This is a genomic window from Micromonospora sonneratiae, assembly GCF_042679305.1.
GTDB classification, from domain to species: Bacteria; Actinomycetota; Actinomycetes; order Mycobacteriales; family Micromonosporaceae; genus Micromonospora_H; species Micromonospora_H sonneratiae.
In genome coordinates this window covers 53077-79755 of the sequence record NZ_JBHTMP010000003.1, presented here as the reverse complement: position 1 = coordinate 79755, position 26679 = coordinate 53077, and the positions used below count along the sequence as shown (strand labels likewise).

Below are 26679 nucleotides of genomic sequence, written 5' to 3'. Positions count from 1 at the left end.
GAAGGAATCCGTTGAGCACCAGCAAGCACACGGAACTGGCAAACCACGCCTGGTCGGTCGCCGATCTGCTGCGCGGCGACTACAAGCAGTCCGACTACGGCAAGGTGATCCTGCCGTTCACAGTGCTCCGCCGCCTGGAGTGTGTCCTGGCACCGACCCGGGACAAGGTCTTGGAGACGTACGAGAAGTACAAGGGTGAGGATGTCGACGTGGCGCGGTTCCTGCGTCGCGCCGCCGGGCACGGCTTCTACAACATCAGCGGCTACACCCTGAAGTCGATCACGAACGACTCCAGCCAGACGGCGAAGCATCTGCTCGCCTACATCGGGGCGTTCTCTGAGAACGCGCAGGAGGTGCTGCACCGCTACGAGTTTCCGCAGCAGATCCGCCGGCTCGACGGCGCGAACCTGATCTACCAGGTGGTCGGCCGCTTCGCCGACCTCGACCTGCGGCCCGAGGTGGTCTCCAACCACCAGATGGGGTACGTCTTCGAGGAGCTGATCCGGCGCTTCGCGGAACAGTCCAACGAGACCGCCGGTGAGCACTTCACCCCGCGTGAGGTGATCGAGCTGATGGTGAATCTGCTGGTCGCCCCGGACGAGGACGCGTTGAGCGTGCCCGGCGTGGTGCGTACGGTGATGGACCCGGCGTGCGGCACCGGCGGCATGCTGTCCGCAGCCGAGGAGCACATCACCAAGCACAACTCGTCGGCGACGGTGGAGGTCTTCGGACAGGAGCTGAACCCGGAGTCCTGGGCGATCTGCCGGTCCGACATGATGATCAAGGGCCAGGATCCGGAGAACATCAAGTTCGGCAACTCGTTCAGCGACGACGGCCACCGGACCGCCAAGTTCGACTACCTGTTGGCCAACCCACCGTTCGGGGTGGAGTGGAAGAAGGTCAAGGACGAGGTCGAGCGGGAGTACGAGCAGCAGGGTGAGAGCGGCCGGTTCGGTGCCGGCCTGCCCCGGATCAACGACGGCTCGCTGCTCTTCCTCCAGCACATGATCTCGAAGATGAAGCTGGTGACCCCCGAGGGCAAGGGCGGCAGCCGGATCGCGATCGTCTTCAACGGCTCGCCGCTGTTCACCGGGGCGGCCGAGTCCGGCGAGTCCCGCATCCGCCAGTGGATCCTGGAGAACGACCTGCTGGAGGGCATCGTCGCCCTGCCCGACCAGCTCTTCTACAACACCGGGATCTCGACGTACTTCTGGATCCTGACCAACCGCAAGCTGCCCGACCACGAGGGCAAGGTCATCCTGCTGGACGCCCGAGAGTACTTCGCCAAAATGCGCAAGTCGCTCGGCGACAAGCGCAAATATCTGACCTCCGAGCAGATCACCGAGATCACCAACCTCTACGCCGAGGCGCTGCACGTCGCCAAAGATCCCGAGCACAGGCTGCACCAGAAGGTGAAGGTCTTCGCCAACGAGGACTTCGGCTACCGGCGGATCACTGTGGAGCGTCCGCTCAAGCTCCGCTTCGAGGTCACCGAGGAAACCCTGACCCAGGTACGCGACTCGAAGGCGATCGGCAAGGCGCTGGATGTCGACGCGTTCGAGGTCGCGCTGAAGCCGCTGGTCGGCCGATCGTGGAAGACGAAGCGGGCAGCCTGGGACTCGGTCCGCTCGGCGATGGCCGAGGGCGGCGTGCTCTGGCCCAGCGGTGCCCCGTTCCAGAAGGCGCTGCGCGAAGTCCTCGGCGTACGCGACCCAGAGGGCGAGGTGCAGCTCGTCAAGGGCGAGCCTGAGCCCGACCCGGAGCTGCGCGACTACGAAAACGTGCCGCTGCACGAGGACGTGGACGAATACCTGCGCCGCGAGGTGCTCCCGCACGTCCCGGACGCTTGGATCGACCACACCAAAACCAAGATCGGGTACGAAATCCCGTTCACCCGTCACTTCTACGTCTACAAGCCCCCAAGGCCCCTCGCCGAAATCGACGCCGAACTGAAGGCCCTCGAAGCCGAAATCCAAACCCTCCTCAGCGAGGTAACGAAGTGACCTGGGCTCAAAACGTTGCCTTACGGGCCGTTGCAGATGTTTCTCTCGGGCGGCAGCGCTCACCGCAGCACGCCGAAGGCCCGTTCATGGTGCAGTATCTCCGGGCGGCTAACGTCAAGGACGGAGTACTCGACCTTAGCGATATGAAGTCTATGAACTTCACCCCAGGCGAGCAGCGGATCTTCGCCTTACATCCGGGAGATGTTCTCGTTACTGAAGGCAGCGGAAGCTTGTCTTCCGTCGGGGCCTCCGCAGTGTGGCAGGGCGAGATAAAAGGGCCGATCTGCTTCCAAAACACTTTGTTACGCCTGCGGCCGCGCAGCTACGTCATGGATGGAAGGTTTCTAGGCTGGTGGGCCCAGTCAGCGTTCGGCTCAGGCGTCTTTGCCTCGCTTGCCGGCGGCGCAAACATCTATCACTTGAGCGCCGAGCGCGTACGAGCACTTCGGATAAAAGTTCCACCCCCTGACGAGCAGCGACGCATCGCCGACTTCCTCGACGTCGAAACCGCCCGCATTGATTACCTCGTTGGCGCTCGCATCCGACAACGCGCAATGTTGGATGAGCGTTGGTACGCCGGTGTCTCCGAGACCCTCATTCCTGGATCAACGCAGGCGGCTCGCGGAGCCGGGCCATGGCCGTGGCTACCGCCGATGCAGAAGGAGCGACCTCTGGTGCGACTCGGCTACGTATGCCGTCTACAAGGCGGTATTACCGTGGACGGCAATCGCGAGGTCGATAGGGATGCTGTTACCCGCCCATACCTTCGTGTAGCCAATGTTCAATCCAGCCACATAGACCTGACGTCTGTAACGGAAGTTACCGTCCCTAGAACGATGGCGGAACGCAGCACACTGCGCCCGGGAGATGTCCTCATGACCGAAGGCGGGGACATCGATAAGCTAGGCCGAGGGACCGTCTGGGATGGCCAACTTGAAGGGTGCCTACACCAAAATCACGTCTTTGCACTGCGCCCCGAGCCCGATCGGCTTGATGCTCACTACTTAGCCCTCATGACACAGACCTTGCATGGTCGAGCCTATTTCGAAAGTACTGGATCGCGGACAACTAACCTCGCCTCAACCAGCAGCAGCAAAATCATGAGTTTCCCTATCCCACTACCACCCGTCACTCTTCAGCGCGAACTTGTTTGCGACCTTATGCGGCGACAGGAAGTCCTCAACCGAACAAAGAAGGAACTCGACCGCCAGCTAGCGCTACTTACCGAGCGACGACAGACGTTGATTACGGCAGCAGTGACAGGGCAAGTCGATATACCAACGACTGGCGGTCAGGATTTTAGCACAGTCAACGCCTGAGCATCCATCGAAGCAGCGTTGAGAGCCACAAACAAGAACTCCCGGGCAATAGGACACCCGGGAGTTCACCTTATTCAACCACCTTGGTAGGCATTCTCCAGGAACGCTTCTACCCGGTCCAGGTAGTCCCACCAGTCCTCGTCGTCACGCCGACAGGACGACAACAGGTGAGCCGCAACAACGAACGTCAGAATAATAATGCTCTCGATCGGGAGCACGCCGACGAACGGCTCACCATTCATTAGCCGAAGGAGGAAGGCGCTCACCTCCTCATCTGTCGGTCTAGCCCAGGCTTCGGCCCTTACGATCTCGGCAGCTACTCCCCGAATCTCGCCCTCACTTGGCTTGCCCTCATAAATGTCAAACATCAGGGTATAGACGATCGAGAGACCTAGCTCTATAGCTTTCCGAGTGGTTTCGTCATCCGGGAAAGCCTGTAGGGCCTTATCCAGCCTGGCAAAGTCGCTTATGACAGCCGGATAGATGGTATTCCGCACGATCGACTCGACCCTGCTATCGATCTTCATGCCGTTCCTATGCGTTGAGGGTATGGCCTCCCCACCGCTTGACCTAGCAAACCCGGGGACAAGGTTGGGGATGGCCCGGTACAACACCTTCAACGCAGCTTGCTCCATGGAGAAACGCCCCCGACGTTGGGCTTACAGCAGGGTGTCCGAAGTCGGACTTTCCTCCAGGCGAGGAGTCGATAGTCGACAGTGGACAGTTGGTTCTTTGCCCAGGCGGAGATACGAGGTGTTGGCGGACTAGCCGCGGTTGGCCGCCGCTTAGACCGAGGTCCTACACACACACAAAGCATCGGTGGTCAGGCCACCACGATAGAAGCGCCTAGTCCCAAGGATCACTGGCCAGCAGCCGGTCATGACCCACTGGATCGTCATCTGCCTCGATCTGGTCGCCCCAATCGACGAAAGTAGGTCGCTCGTCTGTCGCGACGAGTTGCCGTACGACCTCGAAAGCCAACTCGGGGGTGATGCGGGTTTCGGCAGGGTGATAGTCGGTGGCCTGGCCGCCATAGCTGAACTCGATGTCGCTCTTCCACAAGCTGACATCGGGCACGACGGCGTAGCCACCTTCAGGATGGCCGAAGTAGAGCACAAACGACCGATCCGGGTGACCAACACCGACCTGGACGCCGCCGTCGGGTCGCCCGTCGCGATAGCGAAACACATCGACCACGATCGGCTGCCCCATCTCGTGCAGCGGAACAAGGACCTGATCGACCTGCTCCGGCCTGTTCAGTGTGGCGTGACCAGTACCGAGCCAGGTCGCTTCATAGGTGGTCATCCCGTGGTTCCTTCTCCCGTACCGACGTATGTTCTCCAGAACCTCGCCCGGCCATCCGCCCCCATAACGTAGACCGACAAACGTGAGTTCGCTGGTAGCAGCGCGGACAAGATCGTGCTACAGCCGTACGGACCGGGGCAGGGCGGCGCAGAAACCACCAAGACAGCATCCTTCGGGCCATTCGGCCGGCGGATAATCGCGGCGGCATGCCCCTCTACGTGCTCGACTGCCGACTTAAGTCGATGCCATTGGTTGCTCTTGTCGTCACGGCGTAATCCCAGGGCCCCGGCTGCTGGCCCGTGTGCCCCACTCCAAATCGGCTTGCTCCGGGTAAGTCCGTCGGCGGTCGCAAGCACCCCGACGGTCTTGTTGTTCCGAGGAAGCAGTCGACGGATATCATCCCCAACGCGGTGCACCCAATCAGGAACAGCGGATGCGGCTGGCAAGTCTACTTGTCCCGCAGCTGTGCTGCCTGCGGCGGACAGCGGGAATCCCATGGCGTCGGTCGAGTAGTAGGCGAGCGCTTCAGCAGCCCGCACGGTAAGCGCGGCGGCCTCGTCGGCTCGCCCGGCTGCCCCGGATAGCGTGGTCGCGGCGTCGGCAAGTTCCTGCCGTTCCGCTCCTTGCGTAGCGAAAGCGAGCCGCCAATACGCCTGGTCAAGCTTAGTACGGGCTGTGTACAGGGCAGCGACTGCGGCATTCAGGTCAGCGATCTTGGCACGTACGATCGCAGCGACCTCGGCGAGTGCACCCATGTCCCTCCATCAGTTCATCGATCTGACGGAACAGGTCTCGCGCAGCGGTGCATCTCACCCTCACGTCCGTCGGCGGCATCGAGATTCCGTACGAGCGAAACGGGGCACTCCCGAGAGTGGAGATCGACCACCGCGATAATGAGTTATGGGCGAATGCCGCTGGCCTTGAGGCTTCCGGTGAAGGCGGCCCATGCGGCGCGGTCGAAGCTCAGCATCCCGGCGGTGGGGGCCTTGGAGTCGCGTAGGTCGACCTGAGTGCCCCGATCGCGCACCTCGACGCACTGGCCCCCGTTGCTGCCCGATCGGCTTGACTTACGCCAGACGTTACGCATCGTGCTTGCTCAACTCCTCGATTCACTCGGCCCACCGATCAAGGACGTAGCCTCTTCACGTGGCAATCAGGTCTTTGGCGTCCTGACAGAATCGGCTGACGGCGGGGGTACGGCGGTACGGGGCCAGAGCGCCGACGAGGTTGCGGACGTGCTTGATACACCGCGCGGAGGTGACCTGGCCGGTAAGGGTCTCGACGGCTTGGTCGCCGAGGGCTAGCGCTTTGTCCAGGTCGGGATGTCCCTGCCGGACGTACGTAGCGGCAAGCAGGGCGTTACGCAGCGCACCTTCGCGGCTGTATTCGTTGCCCTGCAGACGAAGTGCTGCTCGTAGGTGCTCTCGGGCACGTGGCCAATCTTCGAGCTTGACGTAGCAGTAGCCTGCCTGTGCGTGGGCTTGCGCCTCGTTGATCCAATAGGCCCAGCCAGGATCACCATGCTCAGGCCGGTTTTCGGCGAGCCGGTCGAAGGCGCTGTCTAGCGCACGGCGGGTATCAGCCACCGACTGATTGTTGGCGTACGCCTCGGCAGCCCGTAGGTCGAGGATTGCCGCCACCCTCGGGCTCGTGGCTGGGTAACTCGCCCGCGCGGTTTCCGCGAGGGTCACGGCTTGCCGGAGTTGGCCGAGGTCCTTGGCCTGGCAGGACATGAATCCGAGAATGTTTGCCCCGAGACCCCGGTCACCAGCAGTGTGTGCCTGGTAGAGACCGGCGATCCAGAAGCGCTGAGCCTGACTGTGGTAACCGTTGTCGAATGAGAGCCAACCGGCAAGTCGCAGCAGCTCACCGGCGGTGGCGTGCAGGCGATGGCCTACGTTGTCGGTGTAGCGGCGGTTGCGCAGCACTCCGACCACCGTGTTCAGGTGTTGCCGGACCATCCCGAGGGTTTGACCGCTGCCAAGATGGTCATCCATGCGTCGCAAGCTGGCCGTCACGGCGTCCAGGTGGTCGACAACCTCACCGGAAAGCGGACGACCGGTATTCGACGCAACATCAACCGGCGGCTGCGCGACCAACCACTCGTGCGCTGGTGACGTCAGTGCAGAACCGAGCAGAGTGAGAAACATCCGTCGGTACATCATTCCTTCAGGTTCGTTCACAACCTCGGCCGCTTGCAAGGCCCCGGCTGGTGACCAGGACAGCTCCAAACCAGCAGAGGCGGGTACCGCCTCGAACCCGTCGTCAGGCCAACCCAGCTCATCGAGGGTGACCGCTCGCCGTAACTGCTCGGACAACAACGCGATGGTCAACGATGGCCACGGACTGCGGGGAACGTCGCCCTTCTTCCACTTGTACGGCGTCTTGAGATGTAGCCGCTCTGTCCGGCCATGCCGATCAGCACACTCGTTGAGACGCCGGGCGAGCTGTTCGGGCTGCCAGCCCACCTCGGCCAGCAACCGGGTGATCGCCTCGCCGCTGGATGCCACCTTCCTTGCCCCCCATGCGTAGCGGTAGGTCACACGCAGAGTATCGAACCCATCGTGATCAGGAAGCCCTCGGCACTGATCCGCACCGATAGGCACCGCGCGCACCGAACCGCACCACCGCCTCGATGAGGTCAACTCGACGCACCCGAACGGACGGTGACCCGATTCGAGTCCGGTGGAACGGCCGGGGTTGCGGGCGCGGCAACGCCCCTGCCCCCGGCCACGCCAGAAGGTGAGAGTGCTCGTGATTGACGAAGACCTGTCGATTCTGTACGGCCCTTTGCTACCGAAGTCCCTACTCAGAGCTATAGAACCGGAGACACCGCGGTGAGCCGGCGGCGGGATTACCACGGTCGGCATCGGCTGGAGGACCGGCGACCCGCTACCCCTACCCGGCCGGCGTGGGACGCGCCGACCGCCCTGATCGGGCCGGTCCTCACCCACGCCCAGCAGCGCATCCTCCCAGGGTGGGGAGGCAGCCGATGACCGCACCGGACCTGCCCGACATCCCACCCGGCAGCCTGCTTCTGCTCGACAGCGAAGACTGGTACCACCCCGACGAAGCCACCTTTGAGATCGACCGCGACGTTGCCCTCATCGTCGCCAAGGTCCACACCGACAGCTCATCCGCCACCAGCTTCTCCGTCTGGGTCACCGGTCACGCCCCCGAATGCACCTGGCCCAGCAGCGAATACCACCCACCCTGCATCCAGCTACGCGTACGCTGCGAAGCCCTGCGCCGGATCGTCGGTGGTCAGCGGTGACCGGGCGGAGGTGCCAGCTCTCGTGATCGAGGAGATCCTGTCGATCCTGTTCGGCGGCCTACTGCCGGGGTTCGTACTCGGACTCCTTGCCTTCAAGGTCAAGTCGCGGTGGTGCCCACGCTGCGGCGAATCCACCGAGGCCATGCACCGCACGGACCACCGATGACCGGGCCAGGCCGGCAGCGCAACAGCGAGATGCCGCCGATCGGGCGACGAATGGCGCAGCTACGAGCCCGACGCGGAATGACCCAGCAGGTCTTCGCCAACCGGATCGGTAGGTCGAAGAGCTGGGTTGACAAGGTCGAACGCGGCGAACGACACCTCGACCGACTCTCGGTCATCGAGACGGTCGCCGAGGTGCTCGGCGTCAGCCCGGAAATCCTGCTCACCCGCCAGGTACGACAGCCCAAACCCACCGACGACGTCACCGGAGCAGTGGAGCAGGTGCGGGCCGCCCTGGCCTGCTACGACTCCCCCGCCCCCGGCGTCGACGAACACCAGCCGCCGTCGCCAGTCGCGGCCCAACTGAAGTACGCCTGGACCGCGTACCAGCACGCTCACCACCCACAGGTGCTGCGGATGCTGCCCGGCCTGCTCGGCGACGCCCGCGCCCTTGCCGCCACGACCCGCCCGGAACACACCCTCGATCCACTGGTGCAGGTATACCGGCTCACTGCCCAGGTGCTGGTCAAACTCGGCGAAGCGAACCTGGCCTGGCTGGCCGCCGACCGGGCAATGGCCACCGCCACCGGCAATCCACGACACACCGCCGTCGCCGCCATCCCACTCGCCCAGGCGCTCCGCGCACTCGACCGGGGCCGGCTGGCGACGGCCGCCACCCTCACCGCCGTACGCCAGCTCACCCCGCCGCCATCCCACGATGCCGCGCCCGACGACCTCGCCCTGACCGGAACCCTGCTGGTCGAAGCCGCCCTCTCCGCCGCCACCTGCGGTGACGCGACCGCCGCACATCACCTGGCCGACCACGCGGCCCGCCTCGCCGAACTCCACGACACCCACCCCGACCGCGACAGCGGCGACCTCGGATTCGGGTCCACTGTGGTCGATCTCGCCCGTGCCCTAATCGCCGCCGACCTCGGCGACAACTACCAAGCCATCACCACCCACCAGTACGCCACCAGCGGCGACGCCTGGCGACGGCTGCCCGCCGAACACCGGGCCGCCCACCTCATCGACATCACCCGCGCCCACCTCGACCTCGGCGACTACCCGGCCGCTGGCCGGGCACTGGTCACCGCCGACCGGATCGCCCCCGCCGAAACCCGCATCCGCCCCGCCGCCCGCGCAGTGCTGACCAGCGTGCTCCGCGCTGGCACCACCTCGGCCGACGTGACCCGCCTCGCCGCCACCATCGGCCTGACCCGCCACCAAACATGATCGCGCTCAGCAACCTGATCCGAGCCCTGGCCAGAGCCGACTGGGACGCCGCCGATGCCCTCGTGATTAAGATCGACCGCGACGGTTGGGCCGGCGGCCTGCAAGTCATCGGAGCCGCGTTCGCGCTCGCGGTCAACGAACACTTCGGAGCCAATGCCACCCCGACCGACGTGGCCGCCTTCGTGTCGATGATCCGGGCGGCATACCAGAAACTCGACTGCCTGCCAGCTCTCGAAATGGAGCACCTGATCCAGGCCGCCCTCGGCGAGCCGGAACTCGCCGACCCCATTGCTGCCGTAGACATGCTCGGGATCGAGATCTTCGTCCTCGGTCACCTACTTCCCCTGGCGCACCTGACCCCAGCAGAGCTCGATGAGTTCGTGGCCGAGGCTGAGCAACTCGCCGCCGAGTACATGTAGAAAAGGTGCTCAATCGCGCAGATCGTGCGGCGGGACTGAGAAGAGGTTGCGGAGATGGCTGTGGAGTTCCGACTGACGTTGGCCGGTGACATCCCGCTGGAGGACGTGGCCGAACTTGCTGCCGTCAACATCACCGAGAAGCCGGCACCGACTGCTAATCCCCGACTGCTCACCGCCCGACTCTACGACCAGCGCGGGTATGCCCTCAGTGTCTACTCCGGTGACCACGGTTACTTCGACGCCGAGGACGACGACGGATCACGCTGGGAGTGGGAGCCGGAGACCTATGTCGACGTCGACTTCTCTATGGGCGCGGACGACCTGGTGGACAAGGGGATCCCTAACGTGGTCGCCGCTGTGGCCCGGATCCTGGCAGGTCGCAGCGAGGACGCGGCCCTGGTGCAAAACGGCGACTACCTGCTACTGACGCGCATCGACGGCGAACTGCGCAAGCACAGGACGACGTGGTGGAGCCACTACGGGGTCGAGGACTCCTCGCTCGATGATCGGCAGCACCGGCCCCTAGCTAGGTCATGGCCGCCCTCGGCAGCACTGCCACCATCTGCCTGACTCACCAGTAGCTTCAGCCCTTCGGGCAATCGGTCTTGTTCTCTCGGTTGGCGCGTTGCCCGAATTTTGGGACCCAGATCAGTCCACGTATTGAGTAAGGTGGACCTCAGCTGGGCCGTACTTCAGGAGGGTGGGAGGCAGTGGCATACCCCGAGGCGTTGACCGCAGCGCTTGGCGGTGTGACCGTCCATCAGCTCCGCCGATGGCGGTCTGGATCATCGCCGCTCCTGGTTCCCGAGACAAGTTCGACCAGGCCGATTCAATACAGCTTCAGAGACCTCATAGCGATCCGTACGGTTGCCAACCTCCGTACCGACTTCTCGCTGCAAAAGATCCGCAAGGCGTTAGCCAACCTACAAGACCTCACTGACGTCGAACACCTTGCCAACTATCGCCTACTCGGCGACGGTCGTACCATAGTCTGGGCCACCGAGGGCGAACAGGTGGACATTCTTAAGCAGCCGGGGCAGAGACTGCTGATTACTATGAAGGACGTGCTCGGGGAGTTCGAAGGATGGACGGGCGCGACCATCGTTCCACTACGCAGACCCAAGGCCGGTGTTGAAATCGATCCCGACGTTCTGCAGGGTTTCCCGGTCATTGAGAGCACCCGCATCCCCTACAGCACAGTGTCGGGTCTGGTGACCGATGGCCTGGACCTAGCAGGCATCCGGTACTTCTATCCGTCCGTGGATGAGACAGGGGTGACCGGAGCGGTGGAGTTCGACCGCTACGTCCGGACATACAACAGACGGGACGCCAACAAGCGGACGGCATAAAAATTGAAAATTCTCCTCGATGAGCAGGTACCACAGCCCGTAATCGGCCCGCTGAGTCAAATGTTTCACCCTCGCCATACTGTTGATCATGTCCAAACCATCGGCTGGAAGCGCAAGAAGGATATTCAGCTCCTGCCCGATCTGGCTGCCCGGGGATACGAGATTCTGGTTACCGCGGACCTGAACCAGCTCTACCGGGAAGAGGAATGCAAGCTCATTCGTAAGTACGGTTTTCATCACGTACGGTTCCAACAGGTCGGGACGGGGATCACCGCGATGGCGAGCGTGATAGCCACCATCGTCGCGGGTCTGCCGGCCGTTCTGCCCGAGCTTGAGCAGGCGGACGGTCAACGACTGGTGCTACTCAAGCCCGTACGCAGTGATAGGAAACAGTACGAGATCGTAGATCCTCGACTTAATCCTCCTACCTACTGGCCGGGCAGGGGTCGAGCTGGTAACAACTCAGGCAGGAAGCCCCCACAGCAGCGAAGAAACAGCACTACCAGCAAGCAGCGCGACTCTTAGCCCTTCCCGCGTGACGCGCTCGCAGGCTTGCGCGCCCGCGCACTGCATGCGCATTTCGGACATCGTGTAGCGCGCTAGGTTGGCTGTGGTCCCGAGAGCCTTCGTCGCCCCTGGTCGATTGGGGGGATCTTGATGACGCGCGGATTCGCGGACTGGACTACTTCACCCTCACCCGTCCGGCATTCGTGGAATGTACCCCCAGCCTGCATGACACACGTCTTATCGCCATATCGGTCGATGACTGGATACTGCCGAAGGCCGGCGCGGTAGTGGTCTGGAAGTGCACATCGGCGGCCGAAGATCACTCGCCTAGATCCGCTTCGATCAGTAGGCTCAGCGGTGGTCCGGCTGCGGCGCACGGACCGGTACGGAAGGCGGCGAGGCGGCATGGCGGTGCATCACGAGTCAGTTTTCGGGGAAGCGATCGTCGCGGCGATGCTCGCCAATGGCTGGTCGGAGGGGAACCCGGCCGACTACCGGCCCGAGCTTGGGCTCGACACCCGCCAGCTCTTCACCTTCATCGGGGCGACCCAGGCCGCCGAGTGGGATGACCTGGTCACCTACTATGGTGGCGACCCCAACGAGGCGCAGCGCGGGTTCGTCAAGCGGCTCGACCAGGCGATCGCCGACGGGGGGCTGCTCGACGTACTCCGGAAGGGCGTCAAGGACCACGGGGTACGCATTCGCCTCGCGTACTTCAAGCCGTCCTTCGTGGAGTCGGACGCGATCCTGGCCGACTACCGCGAGAACCGGCTCACCGTGGTCCGCGAGTTGCCCTACGCCACCAAGCAGGCCGATCGGGGCAACCGACTCGATCTGACGCTCTTTCTCAACGGTATCCCCGTCGCCACCGCCGAGCTGAAGAACCCGCTCACCGGTTCCGGGGTCGAGCACGCCAAGGAGCAGTACCGGGCCGAGCGTGACCCGACCGAGCTGATCTTCTCGCGTCGGGTCGTCGCGAACTTCGCCGTGGACCCGGACCTGGTCTTCGTCACCACCCAACTGCGGGGCGCGAAGACCTGGTTCCTGCCGTTCAACACCGGCAGCGCCGGGCCGGGCCGACCGGGCGGCAAGGGCAACCCGCCGGCCACCACCTACGGCAAGTACGCCACCTCCTACCTGTGGGAAGAGATCTGGCAGCCGGACAACTGGCTCGACCTGCTGGAACGCTTCGTCCACCTGCACCAGGAAAAGGGCGCGGGCGGGCGTACCCGAAAGGTCTTGATCTTCCCCCGTTACCACCAGTGGGACGCGGTGAGGAAGCTGACCGCGCACGCCGAGCGGCACGGGGCCGGGCACAACTACCTGGTGATGGCCTCGGCCGGCTCCGGCAAGTCGAACACCATCGCCTGGCTCGCCCACCGGCTGTCGTCACTGCACACCCCGAACGACCCGGCTGCGCTCGACCCGGATGCGCTCGCCGCCGGGGTCAAGCTGGGCAGCCCGGTCTTCGACAAGGTCGTCATCATCACCGACCGGCGGAACCTTGACACCCAACTCCGGGACACTGTCGGCAGCTTCGAGCAGACCGCCGGGCTCGTCGTGAAAATCGACGAGAACCACGGCGCGAAGTCGGAGCAGTTGGCCAAGGCGCTCTCCCAGGAGACCGGCAAGATCGTCACGGTTACCCTGCACACCTTCCCGGCCCTGGTCGACTACCTCAAGCACAACCCGACCGAGATTCGGGGCAGCCGGTTCGCCATCATCGTGGACGAGGCGCACTCGTCGCAGGCGGGCGAGGCGGCCACCGACGTCCGGCGGGTGCTGCGCGACCTCGGCCTCGACGCTGACTCCGACGACGCGGGCGCGACCAGTGCAGACGCGAGCGCGACCAGCACCGACGGACCACAGACCGCCGACGAGAAACTCGCGGTAAGCGCCCGTAAGCGGCAGCGCAGCGCCAACCTCTCCTACTTCGCCTTCACCGCCACCCCGAAGCACAAGACCCTCGAACTCTTCGGCCGCCTCGGCGAGGACGGCAAGTACCACCCGTTCCACACGTACTCGATGCGGCAGGCGATCGAGGAAGGCTTCATCCTCGATCCGCTACGGAACTACGTCACCTACGGGACGTACTGGAAGCTCGTCAACGAGAATCCGGACGAGCGCGAGGTCGACTCCACCAAGGCCAACAAGGAGCTCGCCCGCTACGCGCTCACCCACGACTCCACCGTGGCCCAGCACGCGCAGATCGTCGTCGAACACTTCCGGGCGCACACCGCCGGTCGGCTCGGCGGCCGAGCCAAGGCGATGGTGGTCACCGCCTCCCGGCAGAGCGCGGTGCAGATGTCCCGGACGATCAAGCGCTACCTCGGCGACCGCGGCTACCCGGACCCGGGCGTACTGGTGGCGTTCTCCGGCACCCTCAGCTACGACGGCGAGGAGGTCACCGAGTCGAAGGAGAACGGCGGTCTGGCGGAGTCCGCCCTACCGAAGGCGTTCGCCTACACCCGGGCCGACGACAGGAGCGCCCGCGCCGGCACGGCCGCCGGGCAGCGTGAATACCGGATCCTGGTGGTCGCCGAGAAGTATCAGACCGGCTTCGACCAGCCGCTGCTCACCACCATGTACGTCAACAAGAAGCTCACCGGTGTCTCGGCCGTGCAGACCCTGTCCCGGCTCAACCGGACCGCCCAACGCAAAAGCCAGAGCGACCTGGCGGTGCTGGACTTCGTAAACGACGCCGAGGAGATCAAGGACGCGTTCCGGCCGTACTTCGAGGAGGCCGAAACCCTGCCCTCGGACCCGAACCTGCTCTACACCGCGCAGAGCCGGGTGATGTCCCGGTCGTTGCTGGTCGACGCGGAGATGCAGGCGTTCGTCGAAGCGTATCTGGCAGCCGAGGAGCAGGCCGCCGGCAACACGGCGAAGAGGGAGAAGCTACACGCCGAGCTGTACCGGCACCTCGCGCCGGCCGTCGTGCGCTTCGCCGCACTGTTGCACAGCGAGGACGAGGAGGATCGGGAGGCTGCCGAGGGGTTCCGGGCGGACCTGACCGACTACGTCCGCAAGTACGGCTTCCTCGCCCAGATCGTCCCCTACGCCGATGCGGAACTCGAACGGCTCTACCTCTACGGCCGGCACCTGCTCAACAAGCTGCCCCGGCGCAGCGACGGTGGCGTCGACATCGGCGAGGTCGACCTCAGCCACCTGCGGGTGGAAAAGACCGGTGAGCACGACGTCAGCCTCGACCCCGAAGGCCCAGCCGAGATGACAGGCTTCGGCAACGGCACCGGCGGGGCGAAGGATCCGGAAAAGTCCCTGCTCTCCGAGCTAATCGCTCGGTTCAACGAACGGTTCGGCACCAGCTTCACCGACGAGGACGTGGTCAAGCCGTTCGAGGAGGCGGTCGCCGACCCGAAGGTACGGCTCGCCGCGGTCGCCAACGACGACGAGGAGAACTTCGGTCACGTCTTCGAGCCGGTGTTCGAGGAGAAGATGATGGACCACTTCGACACCGTCGCCGACCTCGGCCGTAAGTACTTCGGACCCGATCGGGACTTCCGCAGCTCGCTCAACCGTAGTGCCCGCAGCGCGGCCTGGCGGATGATCCGCCAGCAGGAAGGCGTCATCGACGACGTGGCCTGACAGTGTGATCGATACGTTAGGGGGTGGCAGTGCGGCCCGAGCCGATCGCTGGCCGGTACGAGCTGGTGGAGCAGTTGGGCTCCGGCGGGATGGGGCAGGTGTGGCGGGGCTACGACGCAGTGCTCGACCGCGAAGTCGCCGTCAAACTGATCCGCACCGACGTCATCTCCTCCGCCGAGGAGGCTGAGGAATTCGCCAAACGCTTCCGCCGGGAAGCGCGGATCACCGCCCGCATCCAGCACCATGGCGTGCCGCAGGTGTACGACGCGGTGCTCGACCAGACGTACGACCGGGTCTATCTGGTCATGGAGTACGTACCCGGCACGTCCCTGCGGGCGTACCTCCGGCCGGGCCAGCCGCTGCCCGTCTCGTGGGCTGCCGCAGTCGCCGCCCAGATCTGCACGGTGCTCTCCCACGCGCACGCGATCCCCGTGGTGCACCGGGACCTCAAGCCCGACAACGTGCTGGTCACCGAGGCGGGTGCGGTGAAGGTGCTCGACTTCGGTGTCGCCGCCCTGCTGCGTACCGACGCCACCCGGCTGACTGTCACCGGGCAGATGCTCGGCACGCACCGATACATGTCACCCGAGCAGATCCGCGGTGCCAAGATCACCCCGCAGAGCGACCTGTACGCCCTCGGCTGCCTGCTGCACGAACTCCTCGTCGGCAAGCCGCTGTTCGACGGCCCCGGCGAGTTCGAGCTGATGCGGCAGCACGTCAACGATTCACCCGTGCCGCTGCGGAAGCTGCGCGCCGACGTCCCCGAAGCCCTCGAAGATCTGGTACTCCAGCTCACCGCCAAGATTCCCGAGCACCGGCCCGAGGACGCGTACGACGTCCACGAGCGACTGTTGCCGTACCTCCCGATGCCGGGCGCTACGGTCCCGGCAGCGTCGCCCTCTGGAGTCGTACCCGATCCGACCCTGCTCTACCGCCGCCCCAACGCGCCCAGGCAGCGCCCGGAGCCCGCACCCGAGCTGGGCAACCGCCCGTTCCCTACCCTGCCGCCCTCGTCAGACGGAGTGCCGACCACGGATCTCCGGGGAGCGATCAGCAACGCGTTGTCGCACTCCAACGACCTGCTGGCCGAGGAACGCTACGCCCAGGCGGCGGAGGCACTACAACAGGTCATCACCCCCGCCAGCGCCGCGCTTGGCGTCGAGAACCCCCGAGTACTTACCCTTCGTAAGCGCCGAGCGGCCATCCTCGTCGTCGGTGGCGACTTCCGCCAGGCTCTGCCCGAATTCGACGCCTTGTATTCGGCCTTCGCCCGTACCAGCGGGCCAACCGGTGTCGATGCGCTGTCCTGCCTCCGGCAGGCGGCCCACTGCCGGGCGGAGCTGGGCCAGGCCACCGTTGCCCTGCGCCAGTTCCGGCAGGTCCTCGACCATGTCCGTGCCGCCGAGAGTGACGTATCCACCGAGGCCCTGGAACTGCGCCGCGACATCGGCATACTCCTACTCGCCGAAGGCGATCTCGATCAGGCAGCGGCCGAGCTGGTACCACTGCATGAGGACCTATGCCTGGTCTACGGGCCGGATCACGAGGAGACCCAGGAGGTCGCCGACGTACTCCTCCGCCTCCGGCGAGCTGGCGGTGGATAAGCAGCCTCGAGTTGCCGTGTGTGACCGGCGCGGATCGCCACGGTCTGTTGCCGAGCGGGTGCCGGAATCCGACAAGAAAGGGCACGACCCCCTACGTGGCTGTGACCTCACCGGAAACAAGCCGCGGGATCAGCGCGCCTCCGAGTTCGCGGGTGGCGTGGATGATCTGCTCGTGGGCCTCGATCTTGTCGTGAATGGCTTGAGCTACCTCGACCACTCGCCGTTGGATCTCCAGCGGTGGTAAGGCGAGGGGTAGTCCACCGACGATTGTGCTGGTGAAGCTGGGTACGAGCCCCTGCTTGATCTGACGGGTCAGGAACTCGTGGACCGATGGGTGTCTCAGGTAGCAGCTGAGGTAGCGCGGTAGGAGTTCCGAGCCGGCGGCCTCGGTGACGCGGACCCTGATGGTGGAGCCGCCCATCAGCCACCCTGACTCTACCGAGGTAATGAGCGCATGGCTGGTGGTGGCGCGGAGCCTGGCGAGCAGGATGTCGTCCTCGGCAAGTCGATACCGATCGAGGCGTCGTGCCTTCTCCTCACCAACCATGAAGGGCGGTGCCGCAGTGATCCGACCATCGCCGATGTCGACCGTCTTGATGACCGGTATGCCGAAGGCAACTCGGTCGGTGGCCTTCAGAATCGACCCGCCTGGTCCGGACTGTACGGTGCAGAGCTCGTCGAGTCGCCGATGCTGCCAGTTGTCGGGGGTGGGACTGATCAAAGGTTCCACGGCTGCAACCGATCAAGACGAAGATTCAGGATGCGGTCGGCCTCGGCGGCCGCGAAGTCGAGCATGCGGAGATTGTCACGTAGGTCGGCGATGGTCGTTGCTCCTGGTGGTAGCACGGTGTCCGGTTGACAGGGGCGGAGGTAGGCCGCCGCGCGTAGGTCGTAGCCGTGCTGTTCGAGACGGTCGAGGGTGACCGGCGTGGCGGTCACGTTGCCGTGCCGCTGAGGCAGTCTGCTGCCGTCGGTGAGCCACTCCTGATAGAGGTGGACGATGGTGTCACTACTGTCGTCGGTCAGGACACGGTGGGTGGCACCGTCGCGTTCTGTGGCCTCTTTCCCGTCGATCAAGAGAACCTCGTGGTGTGGTCGCTCCTCGGGACGGCCGAGAACCCACAGCGTGATCGGGCTCGCCGTCTCCCGGAACATGCGGCCCGGCAGTTCGATGACGCACCGCACTGCGCCTTCTTTCACCATGGCGGCGCGGATCTGCTTGTCCTTGGGGTTCTGGCTGGAGGCCGCCGTCTGAGGTAGGACGACGACCGCCCGGCCTGCGGGAGCCAGGGCCGTTGCGGCCAGTTGCAGCCAGGCGAAGTTCGGGTTGTGACGGGGTGGCTCGCCGTAGGGCCAGCCTGTCGGTAGAAGGCCTGCCGACGACTGCCAGTCGTCCATCTTGAAGGGCGGGTTCGTCACGATGACGTCATAGGGACCGACGCCTACGTCAATCATGGCCAGGTCTTCGGGCGGCTGGTCGCCGAGGTCGATGGATCCGCCGTGTACCGCGGCGTTCATGACGGCCAGACGCCAGGTTCGAGCGGCCAGAGCGCGACCACTGACACGGCCGGGTCTTACCGGGCCCGGTCCGGGCTGTTCTTGATGTGCCAGCACGGCCGTCAGAATTTCGCCAGAGCCGCAGCACGGGTTGTGGACGCGGTCGGTGGGTTCGGGGTCTGCGAGCCGCACCATCAGCCGGGCCACCTCCACCGGGGTCAGGTATTCGTCGTTGCTGCTGTGGCGGGCTTGCGCGAACCGGTCGAGAAGGAAGTCGAACGCCTCCACCGCCGTCATCCGGCCAGCCGCCGTAGTCGGTGTCAGAACGCCGCCGGGCTGCACATGGCCCCGCAATGCATCGGTGCTGGCGCTGAGACGGTCTCGCCACCACCCGTCCTGCCTAATCTTCATCATCAGCTCGGTACGCATGCTGTGTGCAATCGGCAGCACAGACCAGACGTGGTGGAAGACCTCGGGGATCGCCTGCCTGGACGCGGCCGCGATCGACGCCCACCCCGCTGGAGCGAGGGCCTGCACGCAGACCAGCGACATGACCAGTTCCTCGAACATGCTGGGGTCTGCGCTCTGTTTGTAGCTGGACTCCAGGCGTTTCCACAGGCCGTGCTTGAGTCGATCGACCGCGGTATCCACAGTGGGCGCCGCGTGGGGAGCGACGGCCCGCAGGCCGGTCACGCCACGGAACCGGTGACCATAGGTAACACCGAGTACCTCCCCCTTCCGCAGATCGCCTCGCTGGATCTTGCGACGGTCCAACCAGGCCGCAACGTCCCAGGCGGGAAACAGGATCTGCTGATCCCCCTGGACCGGCCTGGGAAAGTCAGGGTACCGATGCACCCAGTTGCTGACCGCCTGCTCCTTGACCCCAGCAGCCTCGGCAATCTGCGCCCTGGTCAGCAACGACTGTTCACCGGACCGCTCCGGCCCGCTCACTGCACGGTCAGGCATCCTCGTCATCTCCCTTGTCCGGGCCCCTGAAAGCGCGGATCAGCCGTTCCATGCGCCGAGTACGCCCCTCGTTCAAGATCACCCAACTGAGGAACCCGACGAGTAGCACCGCCACCATCGGGACCACGATGCGTGCATCGACGACCGCCACCGCGTCGATCAACCTGGCAACCATGCCCGGCTCCTCCTCTACTGCGCTTACCACGGAACGACCGTAGGCAACGCAGCCCTACGCGCGACAGCGCGCAGCAATGATACGCGAAATCTGTTTCGCCGGTGGCCGGCAGTCGGCCCAGCATCACCGCGGTTGAACAAAAGGGGCACCATCCGGACGCCCCGGTGCCGAGGCAGACGCCGTATCGACCGAGCCTCCAAAAAGGACGTGCTGGCAAAGTCGCGGGATCGCCGGCCTAATCCAGCAGCTAGCAACACTGCACTTGAGCATCCAACCTCGTCGGTGAAACATCGAGCGCGGTTGCCAGAATCATGTCCTCTGCCACGCGCGCTCGGTGACTGGGGCGGAAGTCAACCGAGAGCGAGCTGGAGGACCGGCCAGCCGATCTCGTACGCCACCGATCGGAGTCCCTGGTGTCGCGGGGGCCGACGCGGTAGGTCTCGTGGATCGGCCCGTCGACGCCCGGGGCATGCGTGACCACCCACCGAGGCGGCCGTACGTGACGTCGATGTCGTCGTGCGGCCCCGGATGGACGGCGACAGCCAGGTCGACCGCCGACAGCTCGACGACGTCGATCCGCGCGGACCAGCGCGGTTCCCGTGCCGCCCGGAAGACCGTCATCGTGCCCGCGTCCTCGATAAACAGCTCGTTGGCGTACCGTCCGGCTGGCGGTCCGGTGCGTTCGGCGGGTGGGAAGGCGGCGTTCAGCTCCGCCATGGCGGTGTCGTACCAGTCGACCGCCTCGTCGAGGGCGACATGGTCGCTGACGGCAACGACGGTACGGGCTGGGACGGAACGCAGCTCGACGTGCAGCGCCGCCGGATCGGGGTGCAGCAGCCGGCGCAACGATGCGATCGCGGATCGGGTGCGGTCGAGCTCGTCCTCAAGTCGCCGCAGGTGGCCCGTGATCGCGTCGGCGCGCTGCTGCGGATCGTCCGCGGCGAGGATGGACCTGAGCTCGACCAGGGTACGCTGAGCTGCCGGAGTCGGTGGATCAACTGCGCCGTGGGGATCTGGTCAGGCAGGTAGTAGCGGTAGCTCGTATGCTGGTCGACCGTGGCGGGCACCAGTAGCCCAGCCTCGTAGTAGCGGCGCAGGGTCCGCACGCTCAGGTGGCTGAGCATGGCGAACTCCCCGATGGTCAATCCCGTACGCATCAGCACAGTCTTTCCTTGACCCTCTCCCCAGGAGAGACCTGAAGGTGGGCTCATGAACACCGTCGACTGGAGTACCGGCACCAGGATCCCGCTGGCGGACCTGCCAGACCTGATCACTGCCTATCTTGCCGAGCATCAGAAGCGCGATACCGGTACTGCAATCGCGGGTTACGCCGCCAATGCCGTCGTGACCGACGACGGCCGTACCTGTCGCGGCCGAAACGAGATCCGGGCCTGGCTGGACGGCGCAGCAGCGAGTACGACCACACGACCGAACCCATCGCCGCCACCAGGAGTCGACGATGGACACTTCGAGGTGGTCCAGCATCTCGAAGGGAACTTCCCCGGCGGCAGGGTCGACCTGCGTTACCGGTTCACCCTGACCGGCCCCTTGATCCAAGAACTGACGATCAGCCCCTAGCAGCCCTCGCCGCCCACAGGGGGCGAGGGCACGACCTCAGCTCCCTGCGGCGCGGATCTCCGTAGCCTGCTCGTAGGCGACAGAGACCTACTCGATGGCGAACGACGAACGACGGCGGCCCGCACGTCGTGGCCGCCACCCCGACAGTCAAACTGGGTATGGTCATCATCGCCCACGCATTTGGCGGACCGGCCGATCGGCACGAGCCCGATCCCGGCCGTCAAGTCATCACCCGGCAAAGGTAACGATTCTATGGATGAGCAGTCGCTGTTGATCCCGGACGCTGCGGCCTGGCGGGCCTGGCTCGACGCGAACGAGGACCTCTCGAACGGCGTCTGGCTGGTCCTGGCAAAGAAGGGGACGGTGTCACCCACGACGCTGACATACGCCCAGGCCTTGGACGAGGCGCTGTGCAGTGGGTGGATCGACGGGCAGAAACGCGGGCTGGACAGCGCCACGTTCCTCCAACGATTCACGCCACGACGGCGCGGGTCGATCTGGTCGCAGCGAAACGTAGGGCTGGTGGAAACCCTGATCGAGCAGGGGCGGATGCGGCCACGAGGTCAGGCGGAGATCACCCGGGCACAAATCGACGGCCGATGGGACCGGGCCTATCCCGGGGCCGCGACCGCCGAGGTCCCGGACGACCTCACCGCCGCGCTCGCTGCATCGCCGACCGCCGCCGCCCGGTTCGCAGCCCTGAACGCGGGCGAGCGTTACCCACATCTCTTCCCGATCATGACCGCTGCGCCCGCACTACGGGCACGACGGATCGCCGCCCTGGTCCAGCGGCTCGGGAACGCTCAGCCGGCAGCCACGTCGGAGGACTGAAGCCGAGAAGAAGGCCCTGGCCGGGCGGATGCTTCAGTCGTCGGCGCTGCTTCGGGTGGCGGCTTCGGCGAAACGCTGGGAGAGCAGGCTGAAGGCATCGGCGAGTTCACGGGGTGCGGCCTGCAGGATGGCCGTGTCGAAGCGACCGATCGAGGCGGCCAGCGCGACCCATGACCAGGAGCCGACGACGAGGCGGCAGCGGTCGGGGGCGACCTCTTCCACGATGCCGTCGTGGACGAAGGGGATCACCTTCCGGGCGGGCAGTTCCAGGACGACCTCCCCGGTGCAGGGCCAGGTGTTGCCGCGGTCCGATCCTTTGAAGCAGCCGGCGAGGAAATCGTGGACGTCGCCTCCGGGCACGGTGCGCGGCGTGAATCGGGGGCCTGTCGGGATGCGCGGGGTCATCCGGTCCAGCCGGAACACGCTCCAATCGTCGTTGTCGAGGTCCCAGGCGACGAGATACCAGCGTCCGCTGCTGAACACGACATGATGGGGCTCGGCGCGCCGTAGGGAAGGATCCCCATCGGGGCCTCGCCCCACCGAGACGTAGTCGAACCGCAGCACCTCTCGTGCCCGGACCGCCGCGCTGACCGCGATGAGCACCTCCGGATCCACTGCCATCGTCGCGGCGTTGTCGGCGGAAAGCGTCGTGAACGCCACGCCGTCGATCCGGTGGCGCAGGCGCGACGGCATCACCTGCCGCACCGTCGTCAGAGCCCTCAGCGCAGCCTCGCCGTCTGCCGCGCCCGAGACCGAGGCGACCTGCAGGGCGACGACGAGCGCGATGGCCTGGTCGTCGTCGAACAGCAGCGGCGGCAGTTCGGAACCCGCGTCGAGCCGATAGCCGCCGTCCGGCCCCTTGATCGCGCTGATCCGGTAGCCCAACTCCCGAAGATGTTCCACATCGCGGCGCAGCGTACGGTCGCTGACCTCCAGCCGCTCCGCAAGAACGCGGCCGGGCCAGTCCCGCCGGGTCTGCAACAACGACAGCAGCTTCAGCATCCGTGCGGGTGATCCGGCCATGTCATCCATTCTCCGCTGAGAAGCGGACGTGATATGACCGGTACTGCTGTGAGGCTTGTCCTGACGCCGGAGCAACGAGCCGGCCCATCACGAAAACAAGGACAAGGAATTTCATCCATGGCCATCAACGTAACGCCCCACCTGAACTTCCGCGGCAACGCCCGCGAAGCGCTGGAGTTCTACCAGACCGTCTTCGGAGGAGAGTTGGTCATCGCCAGCTACGCCGACATGGGCAACACCGACCCCGCGACCGCCGACCACGTCACGTGGGGCCAGGTCGCCGCCGACAACGGCTTCCGCATCATGGCCTACGACGTCTACCCCAACCTGCCCTGGGACAGGGGGCAGAACCCGTTCTTCGTCTCCGTCCGCGGCACCGACCCCGAAGAACTCCAAGGCTACTGGGAGAGGCTCGCCGACGGTGCCACCGTCAGGCAGCCCATCGGCCCCTCGCCGTGGGCGCCGCTCTACGGGCAGCTCACCGACCGCTTCGGCGTCACCTGGGTCCTGGACATCGCCGTGGAATACCCCTCCACCTGAGGGTCGAACGTGACGAGGTGGTAGACGACGCCGACGATGGCCAGCGCCTCAACGCCGAGGATCAGCAGGGCGTGATCCCGCTTCGGCATGTGGATGCCTCCGAAGGGTCGAGGAGGGCGACGATGTCGAGGCGTTCGGTGCGGAGTCGCACCAGCTCGGCTGCGGTGACGCCGAGTTCGTACGGGTGGTGGTGGCCGGCGTGGGACAACGCCCACCACAGGTAGCTGGCTCGGCGACCGAGTTCCGGGCCGGCGTAGTGGGTAAGCAGCAGCAGCAGCTTCGGCCGCTACACCCGGGTCTGTCCGATCTCCGGGCAGACCCGGGCCTTGACGGTGTGCGCCCGGCTGAGCCCTTCCAGGATCTGCTGGTTGGGCGTGCCGAGCTGATGCGGAGCACGCCAGTTGTTCGTTGCGTCGGAGCAGGGCCCCTCGCAGAGCGGACGAAGCGCCCCTTTTCAATAGCTAGACTCCCGAGACGTGACGTCACCCCCCACACCGACCGAAGTGGCCTTCGAGCTCGCGCAAGAGGGCCGCTTGGTCGAAGCCGAAGAGCTCATGATGCGAGAGTTGCAGGCGGTCACGGCGAGGCACGGGCGCGGCAGCCCAGCCTGGGCATCGACCCAGTGCGATCTCGGAAACCTGCTGGTGCATGCCGACCAGGTAGACCGCGCGATCGAGTGCTATCGCGACGCGACCTCCGCATCCGTCCATGAGGACCCGCAGATTCGCAGGGACCACCTCACCTACCGGCTGAATCTGGGCATGGCCCTGCAGATGGCCGGACGACTCGACGAGGCCGAGTCCGAACTCCGTCAGGGGGCCCAGGACCGCCTTGCCTTCTACGGCCGCGAACACGCCGGGTACGCCTTCGGCCTCGAGCCGCTGGCCGACGTGCTGCTCCAGCGTGGCGACGTACGGCAGGCCCGGCAGGTCATCGAGGAGACGATGGTCAACTTCTGGCGCAACGGGCATGAGCGGATCGCAACCACACTGGCGTTGCGGGCTGAGATCGTGGCGGCCGAAGACGCCGAGGAGCCGCTGTTCCCCGGCATGGACCAGCTACCGGACGAAATCGTCGAGCAGATCGCGCTGTCCGTCATGAGCCGGCTCGGTCGGTGCGATCCGAAGACGTACCAGATCGTTCTCACCGATCTGGTCGCCATCCTGGAGGCGCGACTTGGCGTGGACCATCAGGCAACGCTCAATGTGCTTTCGACACTGGCAAACGTCGGACACGACCACAGCGACCAGTCCGGTCGTATCGACGCGATTCAGCGAGTCCTCGCCTCCTACGACCGTCAGGGCAGGGCGGAGGAGGCGCTGATGGCGGCTCTCGGACTGGCGATGGCGCAGAGCGACGTGGGTAATGAGGAGAAGGCGCTACGAACGTACGAGTCGGCACACGCCAGGGCGGAGCGCATCGGTCGCCCGGAGCTGACGAGCCAGGTGCTGCGAAACTGGGGCCTCGCCCTGCGGGAAGCCGGCCAGGTGCACCTGGCGGAACAGCGTCTGACCGAGGCGGTGACACAGGCTCGCCGGGGTGCCGATCACGAGACGCTCGGCCGGGCGGACATCGCCCTCGGCCTCTTCCTCCAACACGAGGGACGGTTGGAGGACGCCCGAGCGGTCCTGGAGGAAGGCCTGTCCGCCCTGGATCCCGTACACCCGGACGCGATCGTCGGCCGCAGCCACCTCGGCGCGGTCATGGCTGGTAGCACGTGCGGGTGCGGCGACCTGAAGACCACGATCACGGATGCGTTCCGGCAGTTCGTCATCAGCAGACTACCTGCGGACCTTCTCGCCGACCTGGCCGTGACGATCGAGGACGGCGACTTCCAGATCAGGGTCGAGCTGCGCCGCGAGCCGACCGAGGACGAGCTCGAGCGCCTCAACGGTGTCGTCCAGTCGGCGCACGCAGAGTTCCGACGTCGGCTGACGAGTCCAGGCTACGCCGGCTGACAGGCCCTCACTTTCGGCCTCATCGGACATGACCGATCGCACTGCATGGATCCAACGCGTCGGCTCGCCGATGGCGCTGTCCGACATCCGCGGATCTCTCCGGGCCAGCGAGCGAGAAGGACCTGCTCGGTCAGTTCGCGACAACTTCGAGGCTGAGAAGTTCGCCGCCGACCTGGACCGGGCCCTGGCGCACGCACGCCCCTGTGTCTCATCCTCGGATCCGACGATGAGACACAGGGGCCGCCGAACTCGGCAACCGCCTCGAGAAGAGTTGAGCGCGTGCGCTGACCCCGGCCCCAGTTCAGCTATGTGCGTCAGCCCGCCGAGGGCTGCATTCCCGACTTCAACCGGATCACGCCCGGCAGTTCAGCGCTCTCGGGCCCGCACATTGGCACCCCACCCCGCACCTGGTGGTGTCCGCAGTTCCCAGGGGCGCAATCTGATCGGTCGTCAGCCGTGGCTCGCTGCCGGATTTTCCGGCCGGCTCCACCGCTGTGTCGGGCCGTTCAGGCGGCCAGAACCCGGCGAGTGAACAGCTTGCTGACACTCGCCAGCAGTTTGCGGGGGCGGCGCGGCTGCAGATGGGCGCTGACGAAGTTGCTCATGTCGGGCACGACGTAGCCGCGGTTGCGTTCCAGCGCCTTGACCGCCCTGTTCACGACCACTTCCGGAGTCACCATCCGACCGTTGATGGCGGCGTTGCGGGTGCCGATGACGTCGAAGAAGGGCGTTTCGACCGGCCCGGGGCACAGCGCGAGCACTTTGACCCCGCGGTCGCGGTACTCGCTCCACAGCGCGAGGCTGAAGTTGAGCACGTACGCCTTGGCCGCGCTGTAGACCGCGAAGTAGGCAGCGGGCTGGAATGCGGCGGTCGAGGCGACGTTGATGACCGCTCCGCCGCCGCGGTGCAGCATGTGCGGTACGAGCGCGTGTGTGAGGTCGGTCAGCGCCACCACGTTGACCATCAACTGGTCGTGGTCGCGGTCGCCGTCGATCTCCTCGAACCGGCCGCAGGTGCCGAAGCCCGCGTTGTTGACCAGTAGATCGATCGTCACGTTGCGGTCGGCGAGTTCTCGCACGATCTGAGTGGTGGCTGCGGGTTGGGTCAGGTCCTTGCTGAGCACCTCCACGCGTACGCCGTGGGCCTGCCGGAGCTGTGCGGCGAGTTCCTCCATGGGAGCCACGGATCGGGCGATGAGGACCAGGTCGTGGCCGTCGGCGGCAAGCCGGCGGGCGAATGCGGCGCCGATGCCGGAGGAGGCGCCGGTGATGAGGGCGGTGGGGCGTGCCATGAGAACTCCCATCGGGAAGATTTACTGCGACTGAA

26 protein-coding genes and 1 pseudogene are annotated in these 26679 nt (G+C 65.5%); 15 read left to right on the top strand and 12 right to left on the bottom strand.

Translation table 11 applies throughout. From position 1 onward, the window contains the following. Positions 1–11: 11 nt before the first annotated feature. The gene (locus ACFQ4H_RS03415) at positions 12–2003 is read left to right on the top strand and encodes a type I restriction-modification system subunit M (RefSeq protein WP_377566814.1); all 1992 of its coding nucleotides are present in this window, start codon (positions 12–14) and stop codon (positions 2001–2003) included. Then, on the top strand, positions 2000–3322 hold the full coding sequence (locus tag ACFQ4H_RS03410; RefSeq protein WP_377566811.1) for a restriction endonuclease subunit S: 1323 nt from the start codon (positions 2000–2002) through the stop codon (positions 3320–3322). Before ACFQ4H_RS03415 ends, ACFQ4H_RS03410 begins: the two co-directional genes overlap by 4 nt. A 74-nt stretch (positions 3323–3396) precedes the next feature. Here the strand turns inward: ACFQ4H_RS03410 and ACFQ4H_RS03405 are convergent, their stop codons facing one another. From ACFQ4H_RS03405 to ACFQ4H_RS03385, 5 genes are all read right to left on the bottom strand, one after another. Then, positions 3397–3957, bottom strand: coding sequence for a hypothetical protein (locus tag ACFQ4H_RS03405; RefSeq protein WP_377566808.1), 561 nt, complete (start codon positions 3955–3957; stop codon positions 3397–3399). Between the two features lie 211 nt (positions 3958–4168). Continuing rightward, positions 4169–4627: an Imm1 family immunity protein gene (locus ACFQ4H_RS03400; RefSeq protein WP_377566806.1), complete on the bottom strand. Its 459-nt coding sequence runs from the start codon at positions 4625–4627 to the stop codon at positions 4169–4171. After that, the gene (locus tag ACFQ4H_RS03395; RefSeq protein WP_377567041.1) at positions 4624–5124 is read right to left on the bottom strand and encodes a DddA-like double-stranded DNA deaminase toxin; all 501 of its coding nucleotides are present in this window, start codon (positions 5122–5124) and stop codon (positions 4624–4626) included. The genes ACFQ4H_RS03400 and ACFQ4H_RS03395 overlap by 4 nt, the downstream gene beginning before the upstream one ends. A gap of 401 nt (positions 5125–5525) precedes the next feature. After that, positions 5526–5714, bottom strand: coding sequence for a DUF397 domain-containing protein (locus tag ACFQ4H_RS03390; RefSeq protein ID WP_377566804.1), 189 nt, complete (start codon positions 5712–5714; stop codon positions 5526–5528). A 55-nt stretch (positions 5715–5769) separates the two neighbouring features. Further along, positions 5770–7170 carry a tetratricopeptide repeat protein gene (locus tag ACFQ4H_RS03385; protein ID WP_377566802.1) on the bottom strand — a complete coding sequence of 467 codons (1401 nt, stop codon included), beginning with the start codon at positions 7168–7170 and terminating at the stop codon, positions 5770–5772. A 449-nt stretch (positions 7171–7619) separates the two neighbouring features. Between ACFQ4H_RS03385 and ACFQ4H_RS03380 the strand changes: the two genes are divergently transcribed. From ACFQ4H_RS03380 to ACFQ4H_RS03340, 9 genes are all read left to right on the top strand, one after another. Beyond that, a complete protein-coding gene (locus ACFQ4H_RS03380) occupies positions 7620–7901 on the top strand; it encodes a hypothetical protein (protein WP_377566800.1) in 282 nt (93 codons plus the stop codon). 22 nt (positions 7902–7923) lie between these two features. Continuing rightward, positions 7924–8067 carry a hypothetical protein gene (locus tag ACFQ4H_RS03375; RefSeq protein ID WP_377566798.1) on the top strand — a complete coding sequence of 48 codons (144 nt, stop codon included), beginning with the start codon at positions 7924–7926 and terminating at the stop codon, positions 8065–8067. Then, positions 8064–9299, top strand: a complete 1236-nt coding sequence (locus tag ACFQ4H_RS03370; RefSeq protein ID WP_377566796.1) for a helix-turn-helix domain-containing protein — start codon at positions 8064–8066, stop codon at positions 9297–9299. The genes ACFQ4H_RS03375 and ACFQ4H_RS03370 overlap by 4 nt, the downstream gene beginning before the upstream one ends. Next, positions 9296–9718 (top strand): hypothetical protein, encoded by a 423-nt coding sequence (locus tag ACFQ4H_RS03365; RefSeq protein ID WP_377566794.1) that lies wholly within the window; start codon positions 9296–9298, stop codon positions 9716–9718. Before ACFQ4H_RS03370 ends, ACFQ4H_RS03365 begins: the two co-directional genes overlap by 4 nt. Before the next feature lie 54 nt (positions 9719–9772). Further along, positions 9773–10288, top strand: coding sequence for a SitI3 family protein (locus ACFQ4H_RS03360; protein ID WP_377566792.1), 516 nt, complete (start codon positions 9773–9775; stop codon positions 10286–10288). Positions 10289–10428: 140 nt separating this feature from the next. After that, the gene (locus ACFQ4H_RS03355; protein ID WP_377566790.1) at positions 10429–11067 is read left to right on the top strand and encodes a DUF433 domain-containing protein; all 639 of its coding nucleotides are present in this window, start codon (positions 10429–10431) and stop codon (positions 11065–11067) included. Positions 11068–11070: 3 nt separating this feature from the next. Beyond that, positions 11071–11592 carry a PIN-like domain-containing protein gene (locus ACFQ4H_RS03350; protein ID WP_377566788.1) on the top strand — a complete coding sequence of 174 codons (522 nt, stop codon included), beginning with the start codon at positions 11071–11073 and terminating at the stop codon, positions 11590–11592. Between the two features lie 387 nt (positions 11593–11979). Then, the gene (locus tag ACFQ4H_RS03345) at positions 11980–15180 is read left to right on the top strand and encodes a type I restriction endonuclease subunit R (protein WP_377566786.1); all 3201 of its coding nucleotides are present in this window, start codon (positions 11980–11982) and stop codon (positions 15178–15180) included. 29 nt (positions 15181–15209) lie between these two features. Continuing rightward, entirely contained in the window at positions 15210–16784 is a 1575-nt protein-coding gene (locus ACFQ4H_RS03340; RefSeq protein WP_377566784.1) for a serine/threonine-protein kinase, read from the top strand. Between the two features lie 91 nt (positions 16785–16875). Here ACFQ4H_RS03340 and ACFQ4H_RS03335 read toward each other — a convergent pair whose 3' ends face one another. The 5 genes and pseudogenes from ACFQ4H_RS03335 to ACFQ4H_RS03315 form a co-directional block, all read right to left on the bottom strand. Beyond that, positions 16876–17514, bottom strand: coding sequence for a restriction endonuclease subunit S (locus ACFQ4H_RS03335; RefSeq protein ID WP_377566782.1), 639 nt, complete (start codon positions 17512–17514; stop codon positions 16876–16878). Next, positions 17502–19199, bottom strand: coding sequence for an HsdM family class I SAM-dependent methyltransferase (locus ACFQ4H_RS03330; protein ID WP_377566780.1), 1698 nt, complete (start codon positions 19197–19199; stop codon positions 17502–17504). Before ACFQ4H_RS03330 ends, ACFQ4H_RS03335 begins: the two co-directional genes overlap by 13 nt. Before the next feature lie 40 nt (positions 19200–19239). Further along, complete coding sequence (locus tag ACFQ4H_RS03325; RefSeq protein ID WP_377566778.1) at positions 19240–19422, bottom strand: hypothetical protein; 183 nt, start codon at positions 19420–19422, stop codon at positions 19240–19242. Between the two features lie 309 nt (positions 19423–19731). After that, positions 19732–20268, bottom strand: a complete 537-nt coding sequence (locus tag ACFQ4H_RS03320) for a hypothetical protein (RefSeq protein WP_377567051.1) — start codon at positions 20266–20268, stop codon at positions 19732–19734. Between the two features lie 140 nt (positions 20269–20408). Then, positions 20409–20579, bottom strand: a pseudogene (locus tag ACFQ4H_RS03315) (MerR family DNA-binding transcriptional regulator); the annotation flags it as partial. A gap of 52 nt (positions 20580–20631) precedes the next feature. On the opposite strand from ACFQ4H_RS03315, the gene ACFQ4H_RS03310 reads away from it, so the two are divergent. Both ACFQ4H_RS03310 and ACFQ4H_RS03305 read left to right on the top strand, forming a co-directional pair. Further along, the gene (locus tag ACFQ4H_RS03310; RefSeq protein WP_377566776.1) at positions 20632–21000 is read left to right on the top strand and encodes a nuclear transport factor 2 family protein; all 369 of its coding nucleotides are present in this window, start codon (positions 20632–20634) and stop codon (positions 20998–21000) included. Positions 21001–21252: 252 nt separating this feature from the next. Then, the gene (locus tag ACFQ4H_RS03305; RefSeq protein WP_377566774.1) at positions 21253–21831 is read left to right on the top strand and encodes a YdeI/OmpD-associated family protein; all 579 of its coding nucleotides are present in this window, start codon (positions 21253–21255) and stop codon (positions 21829–21831) included. A gap of 33 nt (positions 21832–21864) precedes the next feature. Here ACFQ4H_RS03305 and ACFQ4H_RS03300 read toward each other — a convergent pair whose 3' ends face one another. Beyond that, complete coding sequence (locus ACFQ4H_RS03300) at positions 21865–22833, bottom strand: helix-turn-helix transcriptional regulator (protein ID WP_377566772.1); 969 nt, start codon at positions 22831–22833, stop codon at positions 21865–21867. Between the two features lie 138 nt (positions 22834–22971). On the opposite strand from ACFQ4H_RS03300, the gene ACFQ4H_RS03295 reads away from it, so the two are divergent. Together ACFQ4H_RS03295 and ACFQ4H_RS03290 are read left to right on the top strand one after the other, a co-directional pair. Continuing rightward, entirely contained in the window at positions 22972–23394 is a 423-nt protein-coding gene (locus ACFQ4H_RS03295) for a VOC family protein (protein WP_377566770.1), read from the top strand. A gap of 557 nt (positions 23395–23951) precedes the next feature. Beyond that, complete coding sequence (locus tag ACFQ4H_RS03290; RefSeq protein ID WP_377566768.1) at positions 23952–25352, top strand: hypothetical protein; 1401 nt, start codon at positions 23952–23954, stop codon at positions 25350–25352. 506 nt (positions 25353–25858) lie between these two features. Here ACFQ4H_RS03290 and ACFQ4H_RS03285 read toward each other — a convergent pair. After that, on the bottom strand, positions 25859–26644 hold the full coding sequence (locus ACFQ4H_RS03285; protein ID WP_377566766.1) for an SDR family NAD(P)-dependent oxidoreductase: 786 nt from the start codon (positions 26642–26644) through the stop codon (positions 25859–25861). Between the last annotated feature and the right edge of the window lie 35 nt (positions 26645–26679).